The 14,830-nt window shown below is 61.9% G+C and carries 20 protein-coding genes; 1 reads left to right on the forward strand and 19 read right to left on the reverse strand.

The annotated features are described in order from the left end of the window. Position 1: 1 nt before the first annotated feature. The 9 genes from JHW40_RS13675 to JHW40_RS13715 all read right to left on the reverse strand — a co-directional run bounded on the left by JHW40_RS13675 (position 2) and on the right by JHW40_RS13715 (position 10,143). Complete coding sequence (locus JHW40_RS13675) at positions 2 to 697, reverse strand: PspA/IM30 family protein (protein WP_139208135.1); 696 nt, start codon at positions 695 to 697, stop codon at positions 2 to 4. An 86-nt stretch (positions 698 to 783) separates the two neighbouring features. Then, positions 784 to 999: a hypothetical protein gene (locus JHW40_RS13680; RefSeq protein WP_090611317.1), complete on the reverse strand. Its 216-nt coding sequence runs from the start codon at positions 997 to 999 to the stop codon at positions 784 to 786. A 58-nt stretch (positions 1,000 to 1,057) separates the two neighbouring features. Next, positions 1,058 to 2,035, reverse strand: a complete 978-nt coding sequence (locus JHW40_RS13685) for a phage major capsid protein (protein ID WP_211657258.1) — start codon at positions 2,033 to 2,035, stop codon at positions 1,058 to 1,060. Positions 2,036 to 2,096: 61 nt separating this feature from the next. Further along, positions 2,097 to 3,260: a hypothetical protein gene (locus JHW40_RS13690; RefSeq protein WP_090611315.1), complete on the reverse strand. Its 1,164-nt coding sequence runs from the start codon at positions 3,258 to 3,260 to the stop codon at positions 2,097 to 2,099. A 25-nt stretch (positions 3,261 to 3,285) separates the two neighbouring features. Then, positions 3,286 to 3,621 (reverse strand): hypothetical protein, encoded by a 336-nt coding sequence (locus JHW40_RS13695; RefSeq protein ID WP_090611314.1) that lies wholly within the window; start codon positions 3,619 to 3,621, stop codon positions 3,286 to 3,288. Between the two features lie 226 nt (positions 3,622 to 3,847). Next, positions 3,848 to 4,588: an NAD-dependent epimerase/dehydratase family protein gene (locus tag JHW40_RS13700; protein WP_170851779.1), complete on the reverse strand. Its 741-nt coding sequence runs from the start codon at positions 4,586 to 4,588 to the stop codon at positions 3,848 to 3,850. Between the two features lie 24 nt (positions 4,589 to 4,612). Beyond that, entirely contained in the window at positions 4,613 to 6,430 is a 1,818-nt protein-coding gene (locus JHW40_RS13705; protein ID WP_139208133.1) for a hypothetical protein, read from the reverse strand. Between the two features lie 66 nt (positions 6,431 to 6,496). After that, positions 6,497 to 8,764 (reverse strand): hypothetical protein, encoded by a 2,268-nt coding sequence (locus JHW40_RS13710; protein ID WP_090611311.1) that lies wholly within the window; start codon positions 8,762 to 8,764, stop codon positions 6,497 to 6,499. Next, entirely contained in the window at positions 8,761 to 10,143 is a 1,383-nt protein-coding gene (locus tag JHW40_RS13715) for a hypothetical protein (RefSeq protein WP_139208132.1), read from the reverse strand. Before JHW40_RS13715 ends, JHW40_RS13710 begins: the two co-directional genes overlap by 4 nt. 394 nt (positions 10,144 to 10,537) lie before the next feature. On the opposite strand from JHW40_RS13715, the gene JHW40_RS13720 reads away from it, so the two are divergent. Then, a complete protein-coding gene (locus JHW40_RS13720; RefSeq protein WP_170851778.1) occupies positions 10,538 to 10,711 on the forward strand; it encodes a hypothetical protein in 174 nt (57 codons plus the stop codon). Positions 10,712 to 11,360: 649 nt separating this feature from the next. On the opposite strand, the gene JHW40_RS13725 is transcribed toward JHW40_RS13720, so the two are convergent. Genes JHW40_RS13725 through JHW40_RS13770 form a run of 10 tightly spaced genes read right to left on the reverse strand, consistent with a single transcriptional unit; the run spans position 11,361 to position 14,807 of the window. After that, positions 11,361 to 12,008, reverse strand: coding sequence for a hypothetical protein (locus JHW40_RS13725; RefSeq protein ID WP_090611308.1), 648 nt, complete (start codon positions 12,006 to 12,008; stop codon positions 11,361 to 11,363). Continuing rightward, positions 12,005 to 12,142 carry a hypothetical protein gene (locus tag JHW40_RS13730; RefSeq protein WP_170851777.1) on the reverse strand — a complete coding sequence of 46 codons (138 nt, stop codon included), beginning with the start codon at positions 12,140 to 12,142 and terminating at the stop codon, positions 12,005 to 12,007. Before JHW40_RS13730 ends, JHW40_RS13725 begins: the two co-directional genes overlap by 4 nt. Next, the gene (locus JHW40_RS13735; protein WP_090611307.1) at positions 12,139 to 12,333 is read right to left on the reverse strand and encodes a hypothetical protein; all 195 of its coding nucleotides are present in this window, start codon (positions 12,331 to 12,333) and stop codon (positions 12,139 to 12,141) included. The genes JHW40_RS13730 and JHW40_RS13735 overlap by 4 nt, the downstream gene beginning before the upstream one ends. After that, positions 12,330 to 12,518, reverse strand: a complete 189-nt coding sequence (locus tag JHW40_RS13740; RefSeq protein ID WP_090611306.1) for a hypothetical protein — start codon at positions 12,516 to 12,518, stop codon at positions 12,330 to 12,332. The genes JHW40_RS13735 and JHW40_RS13740 overlap by 4 nt, the downstream gene beginning before the upstream one ends. Further along, positions 12,515 to 12,784, reverse strand: coding sequence for a sigma factor-like helix-turn-helix DNA-binding protein (locus JHW40_RS13745; protein ID WP_170851776.1), 270 nt, complete (start codon positions 12,782 to 12,784; stop codon positions 12,515 to 12,517). Before JHW40_RS13745 ends, JHW40_RS13740 begins: the two co-directional genes overlap by 4 nt. Next, on the reverse strand, positions 12,781 to 13,095 hold the full coding sequence (locus tag JHW40_RS13750; RefSeq protein WP_170851775.1) for a hypothetical protein: 315 nt from the start codon (positions 13,093 to 13,095) through the stop codon (positions 12,781 to 12,783). Before JHW40_RS13750 ends, JHW40_RS13745 begins: the two co-directional genes overlap by 4 nt. Then, entirely contained in the window at positions 13,092 to 13,514 is a 423-nt protein-coding gene (locus JHW40_RS13755) for a helix-turn-helix domain-containing protein (protein ID WP_090611304.1), read from the reverse strand. Before JHW40_RS13755 ends, JHW40_RS13750 begins: the two co-directional genes overlap by 4 nt. Further along, entirely contained in the window at positions 13,511 to 14,239 is a 729-nt protein-coding gene (locus tag JHW40_RS13760) for a hypothetical protein (RefSeq protein WP_090611303.1), read from the reverse strand. Before JHW40_RS13760 ends, JHW40_RS13755 begins: the two co-directional genes overlap by 4 nt. Further along, positions 14,236 to 14,511, reverse strand: a complete 276-nt coding sequence (locus JHW40_RS13765) for a helix-turn-helix domain-containing protein (protein WP_090611302.1) — start codon at positions 14,509 to 14,511, stop codon at positions 14,236 to 14,238. Before JHW40_RS13765 ends, JHW40_RS13760 begins: the two co-directional genes overlap by 4 nt. Beyond that, positions 14,508 to 14,807 carry a hypothetical protein gene (locus tag JHW40_RS13770; protein WP_090611301.1) on the reverse strand — a complete coding sequence of 100 codons (300 nt, stop codon included), beginning with the start codon at positions 14,805 to 14,807 and terminating at the stop codon, positions 14,508 to 14,510. Before JHW40_RS13770 ends, JHW40_RS13765 begins: the two co-directional genes overlap by 4 nt. Positions 14,808 to 14,830: the final 23 nt, after the last annotated feature.

Here is a 14,830-nt window from a genome sequence, read left to right on the forward strand (position 1 = left end):
ATCAGACACCCTGCGGCTGGAGTTCGGACAGCGTCTTTTCCAGCGTCTCGACGGAGGGGTTCCCCTTCGGACGTGCGCCGGTCAGTTCCTCGATCTTGTCTTTCAACGCCACGCGGGGATCGTCCTCGCCGGTGTTGGCGCGCTCCAGCGCAGCTTCCAGCGCCTCGATGCGCGCCTTCATTGCCGCTTTGTCCTCGGCGTCGGCCAGCGCGTCACGGCTGCCCTCGGCTGTCTGCAAGAACGCCAGTGCCTGCTGCTGCCATTTCCGACCCGAAGGCCCGAGATTGCGCAGCGGTGCGCCGCCCATGTCGGAAAGCTGTTCGACGCTGTAGATGTTCTGGGCCTCCAGCATCGACACCTCGGCTTTGCTGAGGAACGGGCAGTGTTTCAGCGGCAGCCCGGTGATGGCCGCGCCCTGACCGCTCTGGAACCGCTCGTAATCCTCGGGGAACCGCTCGCAATAGCGAACCTGATCGCCGCTCGGCATCGTGCAGGACGAATTGGCCGGGGCGTTGATCGTCAGTTGCTTGTCGCCCGGGACGTTGATCGAAACCATCTCGACATTCTCGTAAACGGCATAGCCGCGCTCGCGCGTCAGCTTCTCGTTCTTCCGGTCATCGATGAAGAATTTCACAACCAGATGCTCATCGCCGGGAAACGGGCGATAGGTCGAGTTGTTGCGGGGGGAATAGTGCATGCCGTGCTGCATGGCTTGGCCTTTCTGAGAGGATGCGCATTAAAAAAGGGCAGCCGAAGCCGCCCTTTCCGTTATCGTTGACGGGATTAACCGTCGCCGCCGCCTTCTTCCTCGACTTCGACCCAGCCAAGCGTGGTCATCTCGTAACGCGCGCTTTCGCCGGTATCGTCATCGAGAACATCGACAATCGAGCCGAGTTGCGGGGATTTGCCCGCGTCAACGCCGGTCCAGTAGGGGATGGCGTCGGGGGCGGTGAAAACTTCCGGGGTGAAGCCCAGAACGGGGGTGGTGCAGATGAGCATGGTGATGCCTTTCTACTGATGTGGGATTGTCGGGGCGGATCAGCCGCCCCGCTCAAGATCAGTTTGCCGGATCGCTGTCATACAGACGGGCGTGGAACACGGGGTTCGTCATCGTCATGTTGCCCATCCAGCCGACGAACTGCGCGATGGCGTCCTGGTTGATCGGCTTGGCACCGTCGCCCGAGAACAGCGTGTCGAAGTTGCGCTCGGGATTGTAGCGCATGCGCAGCGTGTCGGTGTTCAGGAAGAAGCTGGTGTCGTTGGGCATATTCGTGCCGCGACCCCCGCCCCAGACGATTTCCGCCCGGCCACCCGGCCCCACATATTGCAGGGTGCGGAAGCCGAGACGGCCAACGCCGCCCTCGTTGGTGTTGATCCGCTGGATCGCGACCGTGGCAGCAGCATAGGCTTCCCAGTGTTGCGCCGACGCGAGGATCAGGTCCGGAGCGTTGTTCCCCCGGGTGTGTTGTCCCATCACGCGGTCGAAGATCGGCTTGACCGTGGTGGCATCCAGTTGCGTCCCGATATCAGGGAAGTCGCTGTCGATATCGTAGCTTCCGGTCTGCCAGATGGTTTCCGTCGACCGGTTGATGCCGCCATACAGGTTCGTCGGCGTCACGGGCACAGCAGCGCCCAGACCGTCCAGCGCTTTGCCGCCAGCCCCGGTGCCGTCGCCATACAGCGCAGCATCCAGACCCTGCGCCAGTCCGGTTTCAGCGGCGCGGATATACTCGCGCAGCACCGGCAGAAGCTGGTTTTCACCGCGGTTGTTCAGAATCTCGGTCATCGACAGCGAGATCGGAACGGCGGCCTGCTTCGGCGTCCAGTATGCGTCGTTGAACAGTTCGCGCGGCGCATTCTGGAGGAAATCGTAGTCACGATACCACTGGATGCCCGGCAGATCGATCAGAAGGGTCTGACGGATGCGCGGGCCGCTGTAGCTTTCCCACAGGCCTTTGCGGCGCAGAACGTCGAACAACGGGATGTTGTCCGAAACAAGATCCTGCCATGCGGTGGAGCGATCCTCCAGCGCCATCGACAGCACCTGCTGATAGTGAACGTTATCGTTGATGGGCATGACCCATTACTCCGTTTGCTCAGGAAGCCCGGCGCACTGCGTTGGCAAGGGCTTCATCGATTGAGGGGGGCGATTTCTTCTTGCCTGACGGTGTGAGCGTCCCGGCGGAAGGAGATCCGCTGATCGATTTCCGACCCTCGGGCTTTGGCTGCCGGGGTTCGGGGGTCTGGGTCTGAGCCAGTGTGTCAGTGCCGGTATGAGCGGCGCTCGGAGCAGGGTTGCGGGCAATGACGATGGCATAAGCATCGGCAAGGCGCTCCCTGATCGTTATGTTATCACTCGCCGGATACTTTTTCAATGTATCCGCGATTTCCTCTTGCAATTCCTCGGCGCGCGGGTTCTCGCGGGCGAAGGATTCCCATTCGCTGGATGCGGCTGCCTCTCGCTGCTGCACCTCTTGGCGCTGGAAATGCTGCTGGACGCCGCCAAGCTGTTGCGTCAGGGCCTGAACCTGCTGTCGCAACTGCATGATGGTCGCGTCCTGCTGTGACGTCACCTTGTCCTGCGGCTGACCGACGACATGCGCCGCGATGGCCCGGAATGTCAGCGGCTGGCCGTTCGGACCTTTCAGACCCATGTTGCTCACGATCTGCTCAAGCCCCGCAATGGGGTTCTGGCGCAGCGCCTGCTCAAGGCCAACATAGCTGTCCAGAGCGGCTTTCAGCGTCGTTCCGCTCTGCTTTGCCATATCCGCGTATTGGCGGACCTCTTCGTATTCCGCGACCTGCTGCCGGTATTTCTCGATCCCCGTTTCCAGCTCTCGCTGCATCCGGTGGACATTGCCCCGAACGCTTTCCGGAACCGCTTCCCATTCGCCCTTGGCGCTGTCGTCGAACCGCTGGGGCGGCTCGCGGAATGCCGTGGGTTTCGTCTGAGGGTTATCCTTGGCGATTGGCTCGGCAGGCTTATCCTCGGCTGGCTGTTCTTCGGCAGGTTTCGCCTCAACCTTCTCGGCCTTGGCTTCCGCCTTCCTCTCGGCAGCCTCGCGGCCCTTCTTGAAGGCCTCTTTCAGGCTGTCATCGAGGGATTTTTTCGGCTTCTCGGCCTCAACAGGCTCGGCTTTCGCTTCCGGCTGTTCCTCGGGCGTTTCAGGCTCGGGGATGTTCATCTGCCCCTCAAGCGCGGTCGGGCCGGGCTGCGAGGGTTCAACAGGGATCATCTCCGGCGCGGGTGCGTCAGTCATGGCAGTTCCTTTCTGAGAGGATGCGTCAGGCGTTGAGGCGCGAAATGGCCTTCTGGATGCTGGCGTCGATGCCAGAGGTGTCAGTCTCCGGCGGCGTCAGCGGGATGGTTTCATTGCCCACTTCGTCGTAGCGGATGCCGTCCGGGTTGCCGCTCGGCAGGTAGGATGCCCGCAGCGCGGCCTTGCTGGTGTAAAGCTTGCCGTCCGCGCCGCTGTAGAGCGGTTCATCCAGCATATCGCTGGCCAGCATCGGGCATGGAAAAGCCCCGCGCGCTGGTGCGATGCGGGGCTTGTGGATCTTCGGCAGAGGTTTTGACCAGTCGATGAGGTCATACCCGCGCCGGTATGCGTCGTCAGCCATCGCGGCCTCCTATTCCGGGATCATGTGCGCGGCGCTGGCGTATGCACCTGTCACTTCGCGGCTGAATGTTTTCATATCAGCACGGGAAAGAACGCGTCCCGACAGGGGGCACGCGGCGATTGGGTGCTGTTGATTTTCAGGCCCCAAGGGAAACGTTCTTGCCTTGCAGATTGCACACTCGAACGCGTCATTTTGTTGGCCCTGAACAAGCAAAGACATGACTACCTCAAAAATTGGCCCGATCAGCGGGAACTTGGTGCTTGACAAGCGGTCCGCCAATAAAACTCCATCTGTCGGCATCGACCAAGGGAAATTTATCTGCATTATCCACGGCGTCGAACCGTCCGTCAGAGTGTATCCACTCGTGATCTTCATTAGTCCCCGAGCAACCCCAGATAACCGGGCAGCGTGGGCTTGTGATATCTGCCGCGTAACGGATGCAGGTCGCCAGATCGCGCGGTGAAATCCAGATTGCGCGATCTCGTCTCGTTCCTCTCGGCTTTGGCGATACAACCCCTATGCGGATGATGCTGGCCGACAGCCCAAACTCCCTAACCATCTTCTCTCGAAGCACATGCATTTGCCCATAGAAGCTGCTCGTCCTCGGAGGGGATGCAGGGGATATGCCTTCGCCTAGTTCGTAGTCTGCCACGACGTGCATGCTGCTCAGCAGAACAATGCGCTTCACGCCAGCAACCTTCATCGCATCGAGGACGCACCGAAAGGGCGGGATCATGGATGCCTCGATCTCAGCATCCGGCTTCTTCCACCCCACCCCGACAGCGTGAATGACCGTGTCATGGCCCGCCATCGCCTCGGCCACGAGACGCGGATCGCACAGGGCCAGTTCCGCGACATCATCTGCGCGTCTTACATCCGTTCGTGTGATCTCGTCGCGGTCGAAGTAAGGCGAAATGAGAGTCGCCGCCACACCGGCACCGCCTGTCATGAAAAATTTCTTCGCCATCCCGTCCTCCATCACACCGTTACGTCACGACGGGATCGCGTCGGCGAGCGCCTGTAGCGCCTCCGTCAGCGATCCGCCCGCGAAGCTGAAATTGGCAGCCGTGATGGCCCCGATCTGGATGTTGTCCGGGTGCGAAGGCTCTAACCACCCGGAGCCGTCCCACCAGATCGGCCTACCAATCGTCATGTCGAAACTAAGTTCGCCAAGCTGGGCGTTGGTTGGGCGGGCCGCTGTCGTCGTCGCCTGCTGCGTGGCGAGGAACATCCAAGTCGTCCACGCATTTCCGGTCGTGTTGCGGTGCCGGATCGCCATGCGGTTGCGCCCGTTGAAGGTGTTGCAATATGCGATCTGGGTGGAGACGGTTTCTCCGGTATAGATGTTCTCGATCACCCATCCTTGGTTGGCGATGGGGTTTCCGGTCGCACTGAGGGCGGTCCTGACGCGGCGATGTGCGTTGGCCATCGTGTCTATGTTCGCGACTTGAGGCGGCAGTCTCTGGCCCGTCATGGCCCCGTGCCCGATCTTCATCAGCCGACCTTCGGTGCTGTCGTCGGGGTTGCTCTCGACGGCTGTTCCGGTCACTTCTCCCGGAATGATCGTGATCTGATCCGTTCCCGCTCCGCCGCGATCTACGGTCATTTCAACGCGGTCCTGCGTTCCGACCGTGCCGGTGTAGGCAGGGTTTCCATTGCCGATGAATACGGTGGCAAAATATTTGTTGTAGTTCCCGCCATCGAAATCAAACGGTGTCAGGCCACCAGTAGCCGACACGGTGAATTCGCTCTTATCACCAGAGTTGCTCACAATTGGGATAGTGGTTGACCCAAGGCCGCCCGGCTGACACACCACGTCGAACAGGTTGTAGTAGCCCTCGTTGCGGACATAAGCCCCGTCGATCTGGTTATAGACATAGACCGAAAAGCGGTTGCGGTCGCCAGCATTGAAAACGCCCGCCGTCTTGGCAGTCTCGACGTTGACGCCGAAATACGACCCGCCGCCGCCTGCGACCACGCCGATGCCGTAGCGGTGGCAATTCGTATGGATGCCCTTGCGCCAGATCGCGCCATTGGACCAGCGCACCAGCTTGGTGATGTGCGCGGCGTCGAAGGTGTTATCAGCCGCCTGCGACGGGCTGGCGATGTTGATGTTTGACCAGTTGCTGTCGCTAATTTGCCAGTCAATCCCATGCCCGCCGCATACGTCGATAAAAACGCCCTCAAGGTTGGCGTTATACGGGCTGGTCCCCGACCCGCCGACATTCATGTAATAGCAGCGCAGGCCATGCCGAGGCGCATTGCGAACGTAAAAATTACGCAGCAGGAAATCCCGACCGTAGATGCAGACGCCATCGCCTGCCACATCGCTGAAACCGCCGCGGCCCGATTGGTTCGCGTCAATCTCCAGATCATCGAGGACGAAGCCCTGTGAGCCTCCCGCCGCGCTGTTGCCGTTGGCGGAAAGCGTAGCCCAGTCCCGCGTCTCCAGAACGTTGCCGGTCAGGCTATCCAGCGCCCGGATAACCGCCCGTCCCGCGTGACCCCTGATCGAGGTCTTGGTCCCAAGCAGCAGCGTCTGGCCCGTATTCCACGCCCATCCGAGCGCAGGCAGCCAAAGCGTCCCGCCGCCTTGATCGTCCAGAAAGTCCAGAGCCGCCTGAATGGCGGGGCCATCGTCCCCGACGCCGGTTGCTCCGAAGTCGAACGGGGTGACGCCAGCGGCCAGCTTGGCGCGCTCGGCAATCGCAAGCGCCTCGGAGCCATCCGCCTCGTCGATCTCTTTCGCGACCTCGACCGACAGTCGGTAGGGCATGCCCAGACGCGTGAACCGCAGCGATTTATGCATGGCCATACGTCACCTCAATGCAAAAAGCCCCGCGCGGGGCGGGGTTGGTGTGGTCTGTCTGGCGGGTCATTTCGGCGGCTGCCTCTCGGCTATCTGCTGCTGTCGGTCAGCCCGTTCCTCGCCTCGCGCCCGGAACTGAGCCTCGGTCTGCCGGTCCTGCGCAGCCATTGCCTGATCGGCGCTGCGCATCTCGATATCGACCGCGGTCTTGATGTCCTCGCGTTCCTCTCGCTGTGCTTCCAGCCCCAGCTTTTGCTCGGCAAGCATGATTTCCGCGTGGATCTTCTCGATATCCGCCTGCGTCTTGGCGATCTTGCCTTCCGCATCCTGAACGGACAGCGCGAATTCCTGCTGCGACTGGCTGGCCTTCTCTTGCGCCTCTGCCGCCTTTAGCTGCAACTCCTGCATCTTCAACTGCGCATTCGCCTGATTAGCCTCGGTCTGCGACTGGACCTTGGCCATTTCCGCCTCTGCCAGCTTCATCTGGGCGGCAGCCAGACCTTCATCTTCGCCTTCGCCTTGCTGACCCATGCGGTCGGCGATCTGCGGCGCGCTATCCACGAAATCATCAATCAGGCCCTCAAGTTCTCGACCCACACGATACGGGGCCAGAGCGAATTTGATCGTCGCTCCAGCCAGCGCCAGCGCCTCAGGACCCATCTGCGCCATAGGTGCAAGCCCCGCCATCGACCCCATGAATACCTGCATGAACTCGGCCCGGCTGGCCTTTTCCTCGGCCTCGTCGGGATAGATCGTGCTGTCCGTCTCGATATCCAGCACGAAAGGCCGAAGCTTCTCGTCCTGCAAAAACTCCATGACCTGATCAATCGTGACCTGATCACCAGCCTGACGGATCTGCGGTGCCCATTTGGCTAGGATTTCCTGCTGCTGCGCCTGTAGCTGCTGCGGGTCCGCCTGACCCTGCTGGACAGCCTGTTCCGCCTGCTCGGCAAAACCCTCCAGTTCGTCCTTGGCCTGCTTCTCCAGCGCCGCGACCTGTTTTTTCACGTCAGCATCAGTCGGCAGGTCCATCTGCGCCATATCGATCAGCGTGTCCTGGTCGAAATCCTCGGCCATGATTTCCGCGCCGAGGCGAACCAGATCCCGCGCAATGCGGACCAGCGCCTGCTGTTTGTCGCGGACCCGCGCCGAACCATTCTGCTGTTTGATCCGCTGCGCGCCATACGTCTCATCAGCCTGCGTCTGACCGCGCATGATGTCGGACAGGCCGACGATCTGATACACGTCATCGATCAACTGACGGCGCAATTCAGCGCAGGCGAGGATGGTCTGCGCCACCTGATCGATCGGCAGCCATACAATCCCGTCGCTGCCGCTGCCGAATGCCGCCAGAGACGACACCGGCACCATGATTTTGCCATCGTCCTGCAGGCTCATCGCCGCCTCGATGGCGTCACCAATCTCACCGCCCGCTGCGTAAAATCCCTTTAGAACCAGCGCCTTGCCTAGACCATGCATGCGGGACGTAAGGTCGTTAATTTCCTCCAACTGATCCTTGTAATAGACCATATCCGGCACGGGGATGAGTGTGCGCCGCTGCACAGTCGAATATGCAGGCTCGGGGCACGGAAAGAACCCCTCCAGCGTCAAATGCGGCTCGGCGTCCTCCAGCACCGTCTCGACGCCCTCGCTGACCCAGACGACGCGATTGCCGGGTTTGTGCCAGATCTCCCAGACCCCGCATTTCTCGCGGTGATCCGTGGCACCTGTGACGACCTGTCCCTCACCGGGTCGCGTCGAATAGCTGGCATTCGCGGCAGCCTCTGCGCCGAAACGCTCGCGCATCTCCCTGCGGGTCAGCCAGCCACGCCGGGCAACCCATGACACATCGCACCAGCGGCGCGCAGGCTCGTGCAGGAAATCGCGCCGGTCAACATGCTCGTAGCAAACACGCTCGCCGTTGTCGTCGTCCTCGTAGCGCACCCACGCGGCCCCACGCCCGACAATCGCCAGATCATCGCGCAGTGCCTGCATGGTCCCGTCGATATCGGCCATGTCGAAACTGACCACGCAGCCGCGTTCGAGGAACTCAGACGCCGTGCGATACAGCGGGCGGCGGTCCTTGAATTTCGGCGTGACAACCGGGATTGGCGACCGGGCATAGATCGCGGGAAGCATGACCTGGATGTTGGACCAGAACAGCGCAAACTGCCGATCACGCGCAGCCCCTGCCATCCGCTCCAGATCGGAATACAGCCGGTCGATATTGTCGGCCTTGCCCTGCCATCCGTCGAAATACCGCTCGGCATCCTCGATCATTTCCAGCCATTCAGCCGACCGGGACGGCTCGTCGATGTCGTCAATGTCGGTCATAGGCTAATTCTCCCGCTCTTGTTGAGCGTCGGCGGCACCATGCGGACACGGGCGGCGGTGGTTTCTGCGATGTGGGGGCGCAGGAATGCAGTTGACGGCACCGTGCGCCATGCCAGCGACAGGTAGCGAAAACTATCCGCTAGGTGGCTCGTCCAGTCATGCAACGGGTTGGCCTTGAATGCCTTTTTGTCGTCGTCCCACTCGCGTCTGTATTGCTCCAGCGCGGACAGGCCTACATCCTCGCACCGGCTGTGGAACACGCAGCGTGGCAGCGTCTGGCGCACCGCGTTGATGCCGTCCAGCAATCCTGCGTTCGTCACTAGCTGAGGATGCAGGCCAAGACCTCTCATCGTCTCGACGCGCGTCCGCCCGCTTCCCCATTCCTTGACTTTGGCATCATGCGGCACGAAATCAATGCCGTCCTGCCAGCCGTGCTCATCGCGGCGCTTGGCGATCACCTCAGCGTAGTGATCAACCCCAGCCCCGCTGGCGCTGTAGCAGTCCAGCACGAACACCTGACCGCCTGCGACCTGAAACCACCAGATGCTGGTATCGTCCCGCACCCCGATGTCCCATGCGCGATGCACGGGCCTGCCGGGGATGGCCTCCAGCGTCGGATCGATCCGCCCCTCGTTGCGAACCGCCACCATCTCGCGGGCGTAGAATGCGCCGAGGATGGCAGCGTTGAAACTGCACAGGTATTCCTGCTCGAATTGAGCCTGCCCGATATCCTCGCCGAACAGGGCGATGTAATCCGTCAGCCGGATTTCCTCTAACTCCGCGCCCTCATATGCCCGCGTATGCTCAACGCTCAGGCGCTCAGCGAACCAGTCAGGGTTATCCTGCGCCATGTTGAACAGGGCGTGGGCGTGGTTTCGCCCCCTAGGGGTTGTGATAAACGCAGCCCAGCCGTCATTCTCTCGCATCATCGGACTGATGAAGCCCCACGACGCCGGATTGCAGAGCGCCCACTCGGAAAACGTGACCCCGGCAACACCAGCCCCCACGAGGCTGTTATAGCGGTCTGACCCGATCACCTGCCATGTCGCCCCGTTCTTGAAGCGAATGAACATCTCGTTATCGTTGATGCCGTCCCTGATGGCGTTAGGAAACGCCTCGTCTATCCGCCTGATGCCCGTGTGGGGGTTGACCGCGTTCCAGATGGCTTTCCGCGCCTGCGCATATTCAGGCAGGCAATGCCAGTATGTCGCGGGCCTCTCAAATGCAGCGACAGCAGCACGGTGCAGCATCAGGTCGTCTTTACCTGCTCGTCGGTGCCATATGCCGATAGCGCGCTTGCCGCCCTTCTCCAGATAATCCCACAGCGGGCGCTGATATGGCCGAGGCGCCCAGCCGTTCGGCAGATCAATCGTCGCCATATCGCCGGATGATTACCTGCAACGGGCCACCATCAGCATCTGCCAGACCGAGAGACTGGTGCGGCCTGCCAAATCCTCGATCCAGAATGGCATTCGCGGCGGACACCCTGGCGCTATGCGGAGCCTCTGCATCCTGCATGACATCAACCAACGCCGACAGCGCGGCCTCTCCGTGCGTCTTGGCCCGCTCTGCTATGTCCATCTTGGCCTTTGCGACAGCGCCCGGCCTACGGCCTGCGCCGGGGCGCGCGCCTCCATGACCCTTTGCCATCTTGATTTCCTTGATTGTTATTCAAGTCTCCGCTGTCAGACTTGCTGCTGATGTGAGCGGGATGGTTTGCCAGAATCACCGGCCTGTGCTGAGATGGGGTTTCAGCTTTGAAAGGGTATGGCGATGAGCGATAATATCAGCGTTAATTCCGAACCGCTTCGTGAAGCTATTTCGCGAGCCATTCTTCAGGCTTGCTCTGATCTGGGAATCTCTGAAAAGGATGCCGTTGAAATCCACGACAGGGCAATTCGGAACCTGAAAGATCAGGGATCTGTAGATCTTACCGTAAGCGAGTGACCCGCACAGAATTGATTGATTGTAGAACCCCACGCTACCGAGCCGGGAACTCCATCAGCTGATCCGCACCCCGAAGAAAGCGAATACGGCCAGTTTGTGACCGGGACGCCGGGGTATGGCATCATCTTCATCGGAACGCACGGGCATCTCGTGACGCTTGGCGCGTTGCCGCCGCCGCATTTAGGGCAAATCCATCCCTGCATCCCGATGCCCTCCTTGAATGAATGACCCGGCCACCGCGTTAGCGACGCCGGGCTGTGCCTGCCTACAGGCTTGGCGGATGACAGGCGGTGGAGGCCATCCCACCGGCCACGCTCTGAACGTGGACTTCAAGCCCGGATACTTGCGGTGATCAATCCGCGCAGAGCCGGATACGATGTGAGCGCGGGCCTCAGCCACGATCGGCAAGCAACACCATGTCGTCACATGGCCGGTGGCACGGTTGCCGCTGTTGCGTTGGCTCTGTTCCGCGTGATCCGCGCTCAGGAGGATGTGACGGATGGGATTTGCACCCACCTGCCCGTGAGGGTCTGCAACTTGGCATCACATCCACCAAAGAGCGGAAGTGAGAAAAGGCGCAGCTTTCGCATACGCCCGTCCCGATCTTATAAAAATCACCATAGCGACATCATGGATATTGTCAAGCGCCTTATAGCCTGCCTCTATATTGCATGCGTTTTCCCTTGATCCCATCAGACACACAGCGCAGAGCCGATATCAGCCCGGCAGTGTCCACGCAGATGGCATCATCCAGGACAACCCGCTTTGCCTCACTGGCGGCGGTCTTGTCGGTGTAGCCCAGCCACCCCTCTATCCGCATCAGGGCTGACGTCGCCTGCCGCTGTTTGTCGGCATCGCTGCGTGTGTCGGCGGGCGGCGTCTCTGCGTCTGCCTCCATTGCGTCCATCGGGGCCAGAAGGCGCAGGCAGACGGCGTGGCGGCGAGGCGCGCCGATGGCGGCGTCATGTGACGTGACCACCCGGCGCATATGGACGATAGCCGACCACAGGTCTTTGCGCGTGGTTTCGTCCATGATCTCCCGACCAATCACCCTGCCTGCGGTGCAGCCCCACCACGGCGCGCGCATCTCTCTGATATTTGCTGGCGTGATTTCTTTCCCCATCTGGATGCACCTCGCTTTCAGGGTCTCGATATCAGGGCTGCGCGCCTTCCCTCGGCGGGATGGCTGGCCGTTCCTCTCTCGTCTGGGGATGGGTGCCAGACCGGGCATTTCGGCGTCTGACGCATTGCGGTTGCGCTTGTCTGCCAGCTTCCGTGCTTTTGTCCGCGCCTTCATTGCTTGTCCCTCGTTAGCTTGTGGTCTGCCTGCTTCCTCGCCCTGCGGGCCTTGCGTTTTTCCAGCCGCGCCTGCTCTTTCAGGCTGCGGTCTTTGCGGCGGGTGGTCGTCGGCGGGTCGGGTTTGTCCGTCATGGCAGGTCCCCCACCGGCTCGCCGTTGCCGTCGATGCGCACATTCCGACCGTCCAGCGCCACGGTGTAGCGGTCTCCTGCGCAATACGCGCCATACCACGCCATGATGTCAGGCACCGATGCTGTGTCGCAACGGATCGTCGTGTTTTTCGGTGTCGCGTCGGCATTGCTGAATACGAGTGTGCGGATCATATCGCGAGCCTCCCCTGTTCTGGCGTGGTGTCGATTGATGCTGCCTCGGCACGGGCGCGGGCGGCGCATTCCAGCAGCCATTCCGCGAATTCAGGCTGGTGCTGACGGGCTGCGGCTTCCCGCTCATCCACGGCTGCGATGTAAAGCAGCGTGGCGAGTCGCTCGGCTGGGGTCTGCGGCCTCATGCCTCTGCCCTCACGATGATCTGACTGACACGCTGCTGACAGACCCCGACGCGCCTGCCGATCTCCGACAGGGACACCCCCGCATCTCTCATGGCAAATATCTCGCGCTCGCGGTCGATTTTGCGATTGGGCCGGATAGGGCTGCCCAGCATTTCCAGATGGCCATACCGCTCCAGATGATTTCGGACCGTATTTTTATGGACGCCAGCCGCCTCTGCTACCTCGCGCTGGGTGTCGTATAGCTGGTCGCGCCATAGGTAGGTCATGCTGCGGCCTCCACGATCTTTTGCCGGGCTGCCACGATGGACGCCGCGCCGCCGGTGACAAACGCCATCGCCATGTCGGGCCGGTAGCCGATGCCTGCCAGATCGCAGACCTCGCGCCAGTCCGGGCTGTTGAAATACATGCGGGCCTGCTCGATCTCGCGGGCCTCGCTGCATACGATGTGGCGGACGCTGTCGATGACGGCGGAATGACCGCGGCGCGCGGCGCTGATGCGGCGGTGGTGGTCTTTCAGCGCCATGACGGCCACCGACTGCCAGAGATTGCGCATCCCCTCGATTTCGTGCGGTGTCATGCTGCCCTCCCATTCCATGCGCGGCTCACCGTGGTTCTGGCGCAGCCCATCATTCTCGCGACCTGGCTGTAGGACAGGCCCTGACGAACCAGCGCCACGATCTGCTCATCGCGCTCTGTGTTTTTGGTCCTGATCGGTGCCGGGATGTCATGCTCGCGGATGATGCGTTTTACGGTCCCCTCGCTCACTCCGATGCGATCTGCGATCTGATGCACATGCAGGCCCTCGATGCGCAGTCGGCTGACCTCGGCTGCGCGTTCATCGCGTCTCTGCCGGGCGCTTTCGCAGGCACCGCCAGCCATGCGCAGATCCTGCCGCTGTGGGCGCAGTTCCTCGGGGATGCTGGCCAGCCAAGCCTCGCGGATCGCGTCTTGCAGAGAGACGCCGGGGGCCATGTAGGGGGCGAGACGATCCATCATAGCAAAACCTCCTGTCGTGCATCGATCCTGTCCATCCACCGAAAATCCGGGTCGGCCTTGCCCTGCGCCCGCCCGCGCGGATCGCGCCGGTCCCAGACGAACCAGGCATTGCGCTGCGGTGGGCTTCCCTCGCCGGTGAAGTCCAGCTTCCAGCGCATCAGGTAGCACCAGCTGAACGGGTGACGGTCCAGCAGCTCGCCTAGTCCGTTGGCGCGGGCGGCAGGCCAGTCCCACGACAGCAGCAGCGCCAGATAATCCCAGCCCGGTAGATCGAGAGTATGACGCAGCCAGCGGCCCCTGCCGTCGCGCGCGTTGATCTCGCAAAAGGGCGGATTCGTGATGATCGCACCAGCCGGACTGTGGGTCGCGCTGTAGAAGTCCGCCACCGTGCTGTCGGGGCAGCCCCGATCAATCAGGTCCGACGCGGCGCATTTGAGGCCCAGTGCGCGGATCTCGCGCACAAGAGCGCCGTCGCCGCAGGCGGGTTCCCACACGCCCCCGCTATCCCAGATTCGCTGGCCGTCATAGGCAAGCAGCGCCCGGATCGCCTCGGGCTGGCCGGTGGGGTAGAAATCTTCAGCGCGGCGTGTGGCGGTAGGTTGCGGCTTGGCCTGTTCCGGCAGGTCCGCGAACATCGGAGCGGCAGCAGGCGCACGCTTGGCCTTGCCGCTGATGGCGCGGAACAGGGGCTTGGCGGACGGTGCGGCGGTGCGGTTCTGGGTCATGCCGATGCCTCCGATTTGCGCTTGGCGACTGCGTGGATAGCGTGACGCACCGATGACGGATGGCAGCAGAATTGCCGGGCAATCTCGTTCATCCGCATGCCGTCATCGTAGAGCCGGGCCTGTGCGCGCTGGCGAGCATGGGCGATCATCGGCTCCTTGCTGTCGCTGAGAATGGCATCGCGCGATACGCCGGTTTCCAGCGCCACGCAGTCGATGGCAGCGCTGGCCATGTCGGCTGGACGCGGTGCGTCGATGAAGCGGGGGAGCATCATTCCTTCACCTCGGGCATGCGCTTGGCGATGGTCGGGAAAAGCTGAGAGACGACTTCCAGATTGCGCTGGCGGGCTTCCTCGGTGACGACCGGCTGCGCTTCCGCAGGCTTCGGCAGCGCGGCCAGCTTCTGGGCGTATTGCTCGCCACGGCGTTTTTTCAGCATCTGCACGATGTGGCCGGGGTTCGGGCGGCGGTTCGGATTGTCCATCTGCCACGCGATCAGAGCGCCACGAACCTGATCCAGCGGCCAGTCCTCCAGCGCGTCCAGCCAGTGAGCGAGGACCGCCTTCTGCATCTCGGGGCTTTCGTCAGGCTGCC

The organism is Paracoccus alcaliphilus (genome assembly GCF_028553725.1).
In the GTDB taxonomy this organism is placed as follows: domain Bacteria; phylum Pseudomonadota; class Alphaproteobacteria; order Rhodobacterales; family Rhodobacteraceae; genus Paracoccus; species Paracoccus alcaliphilus.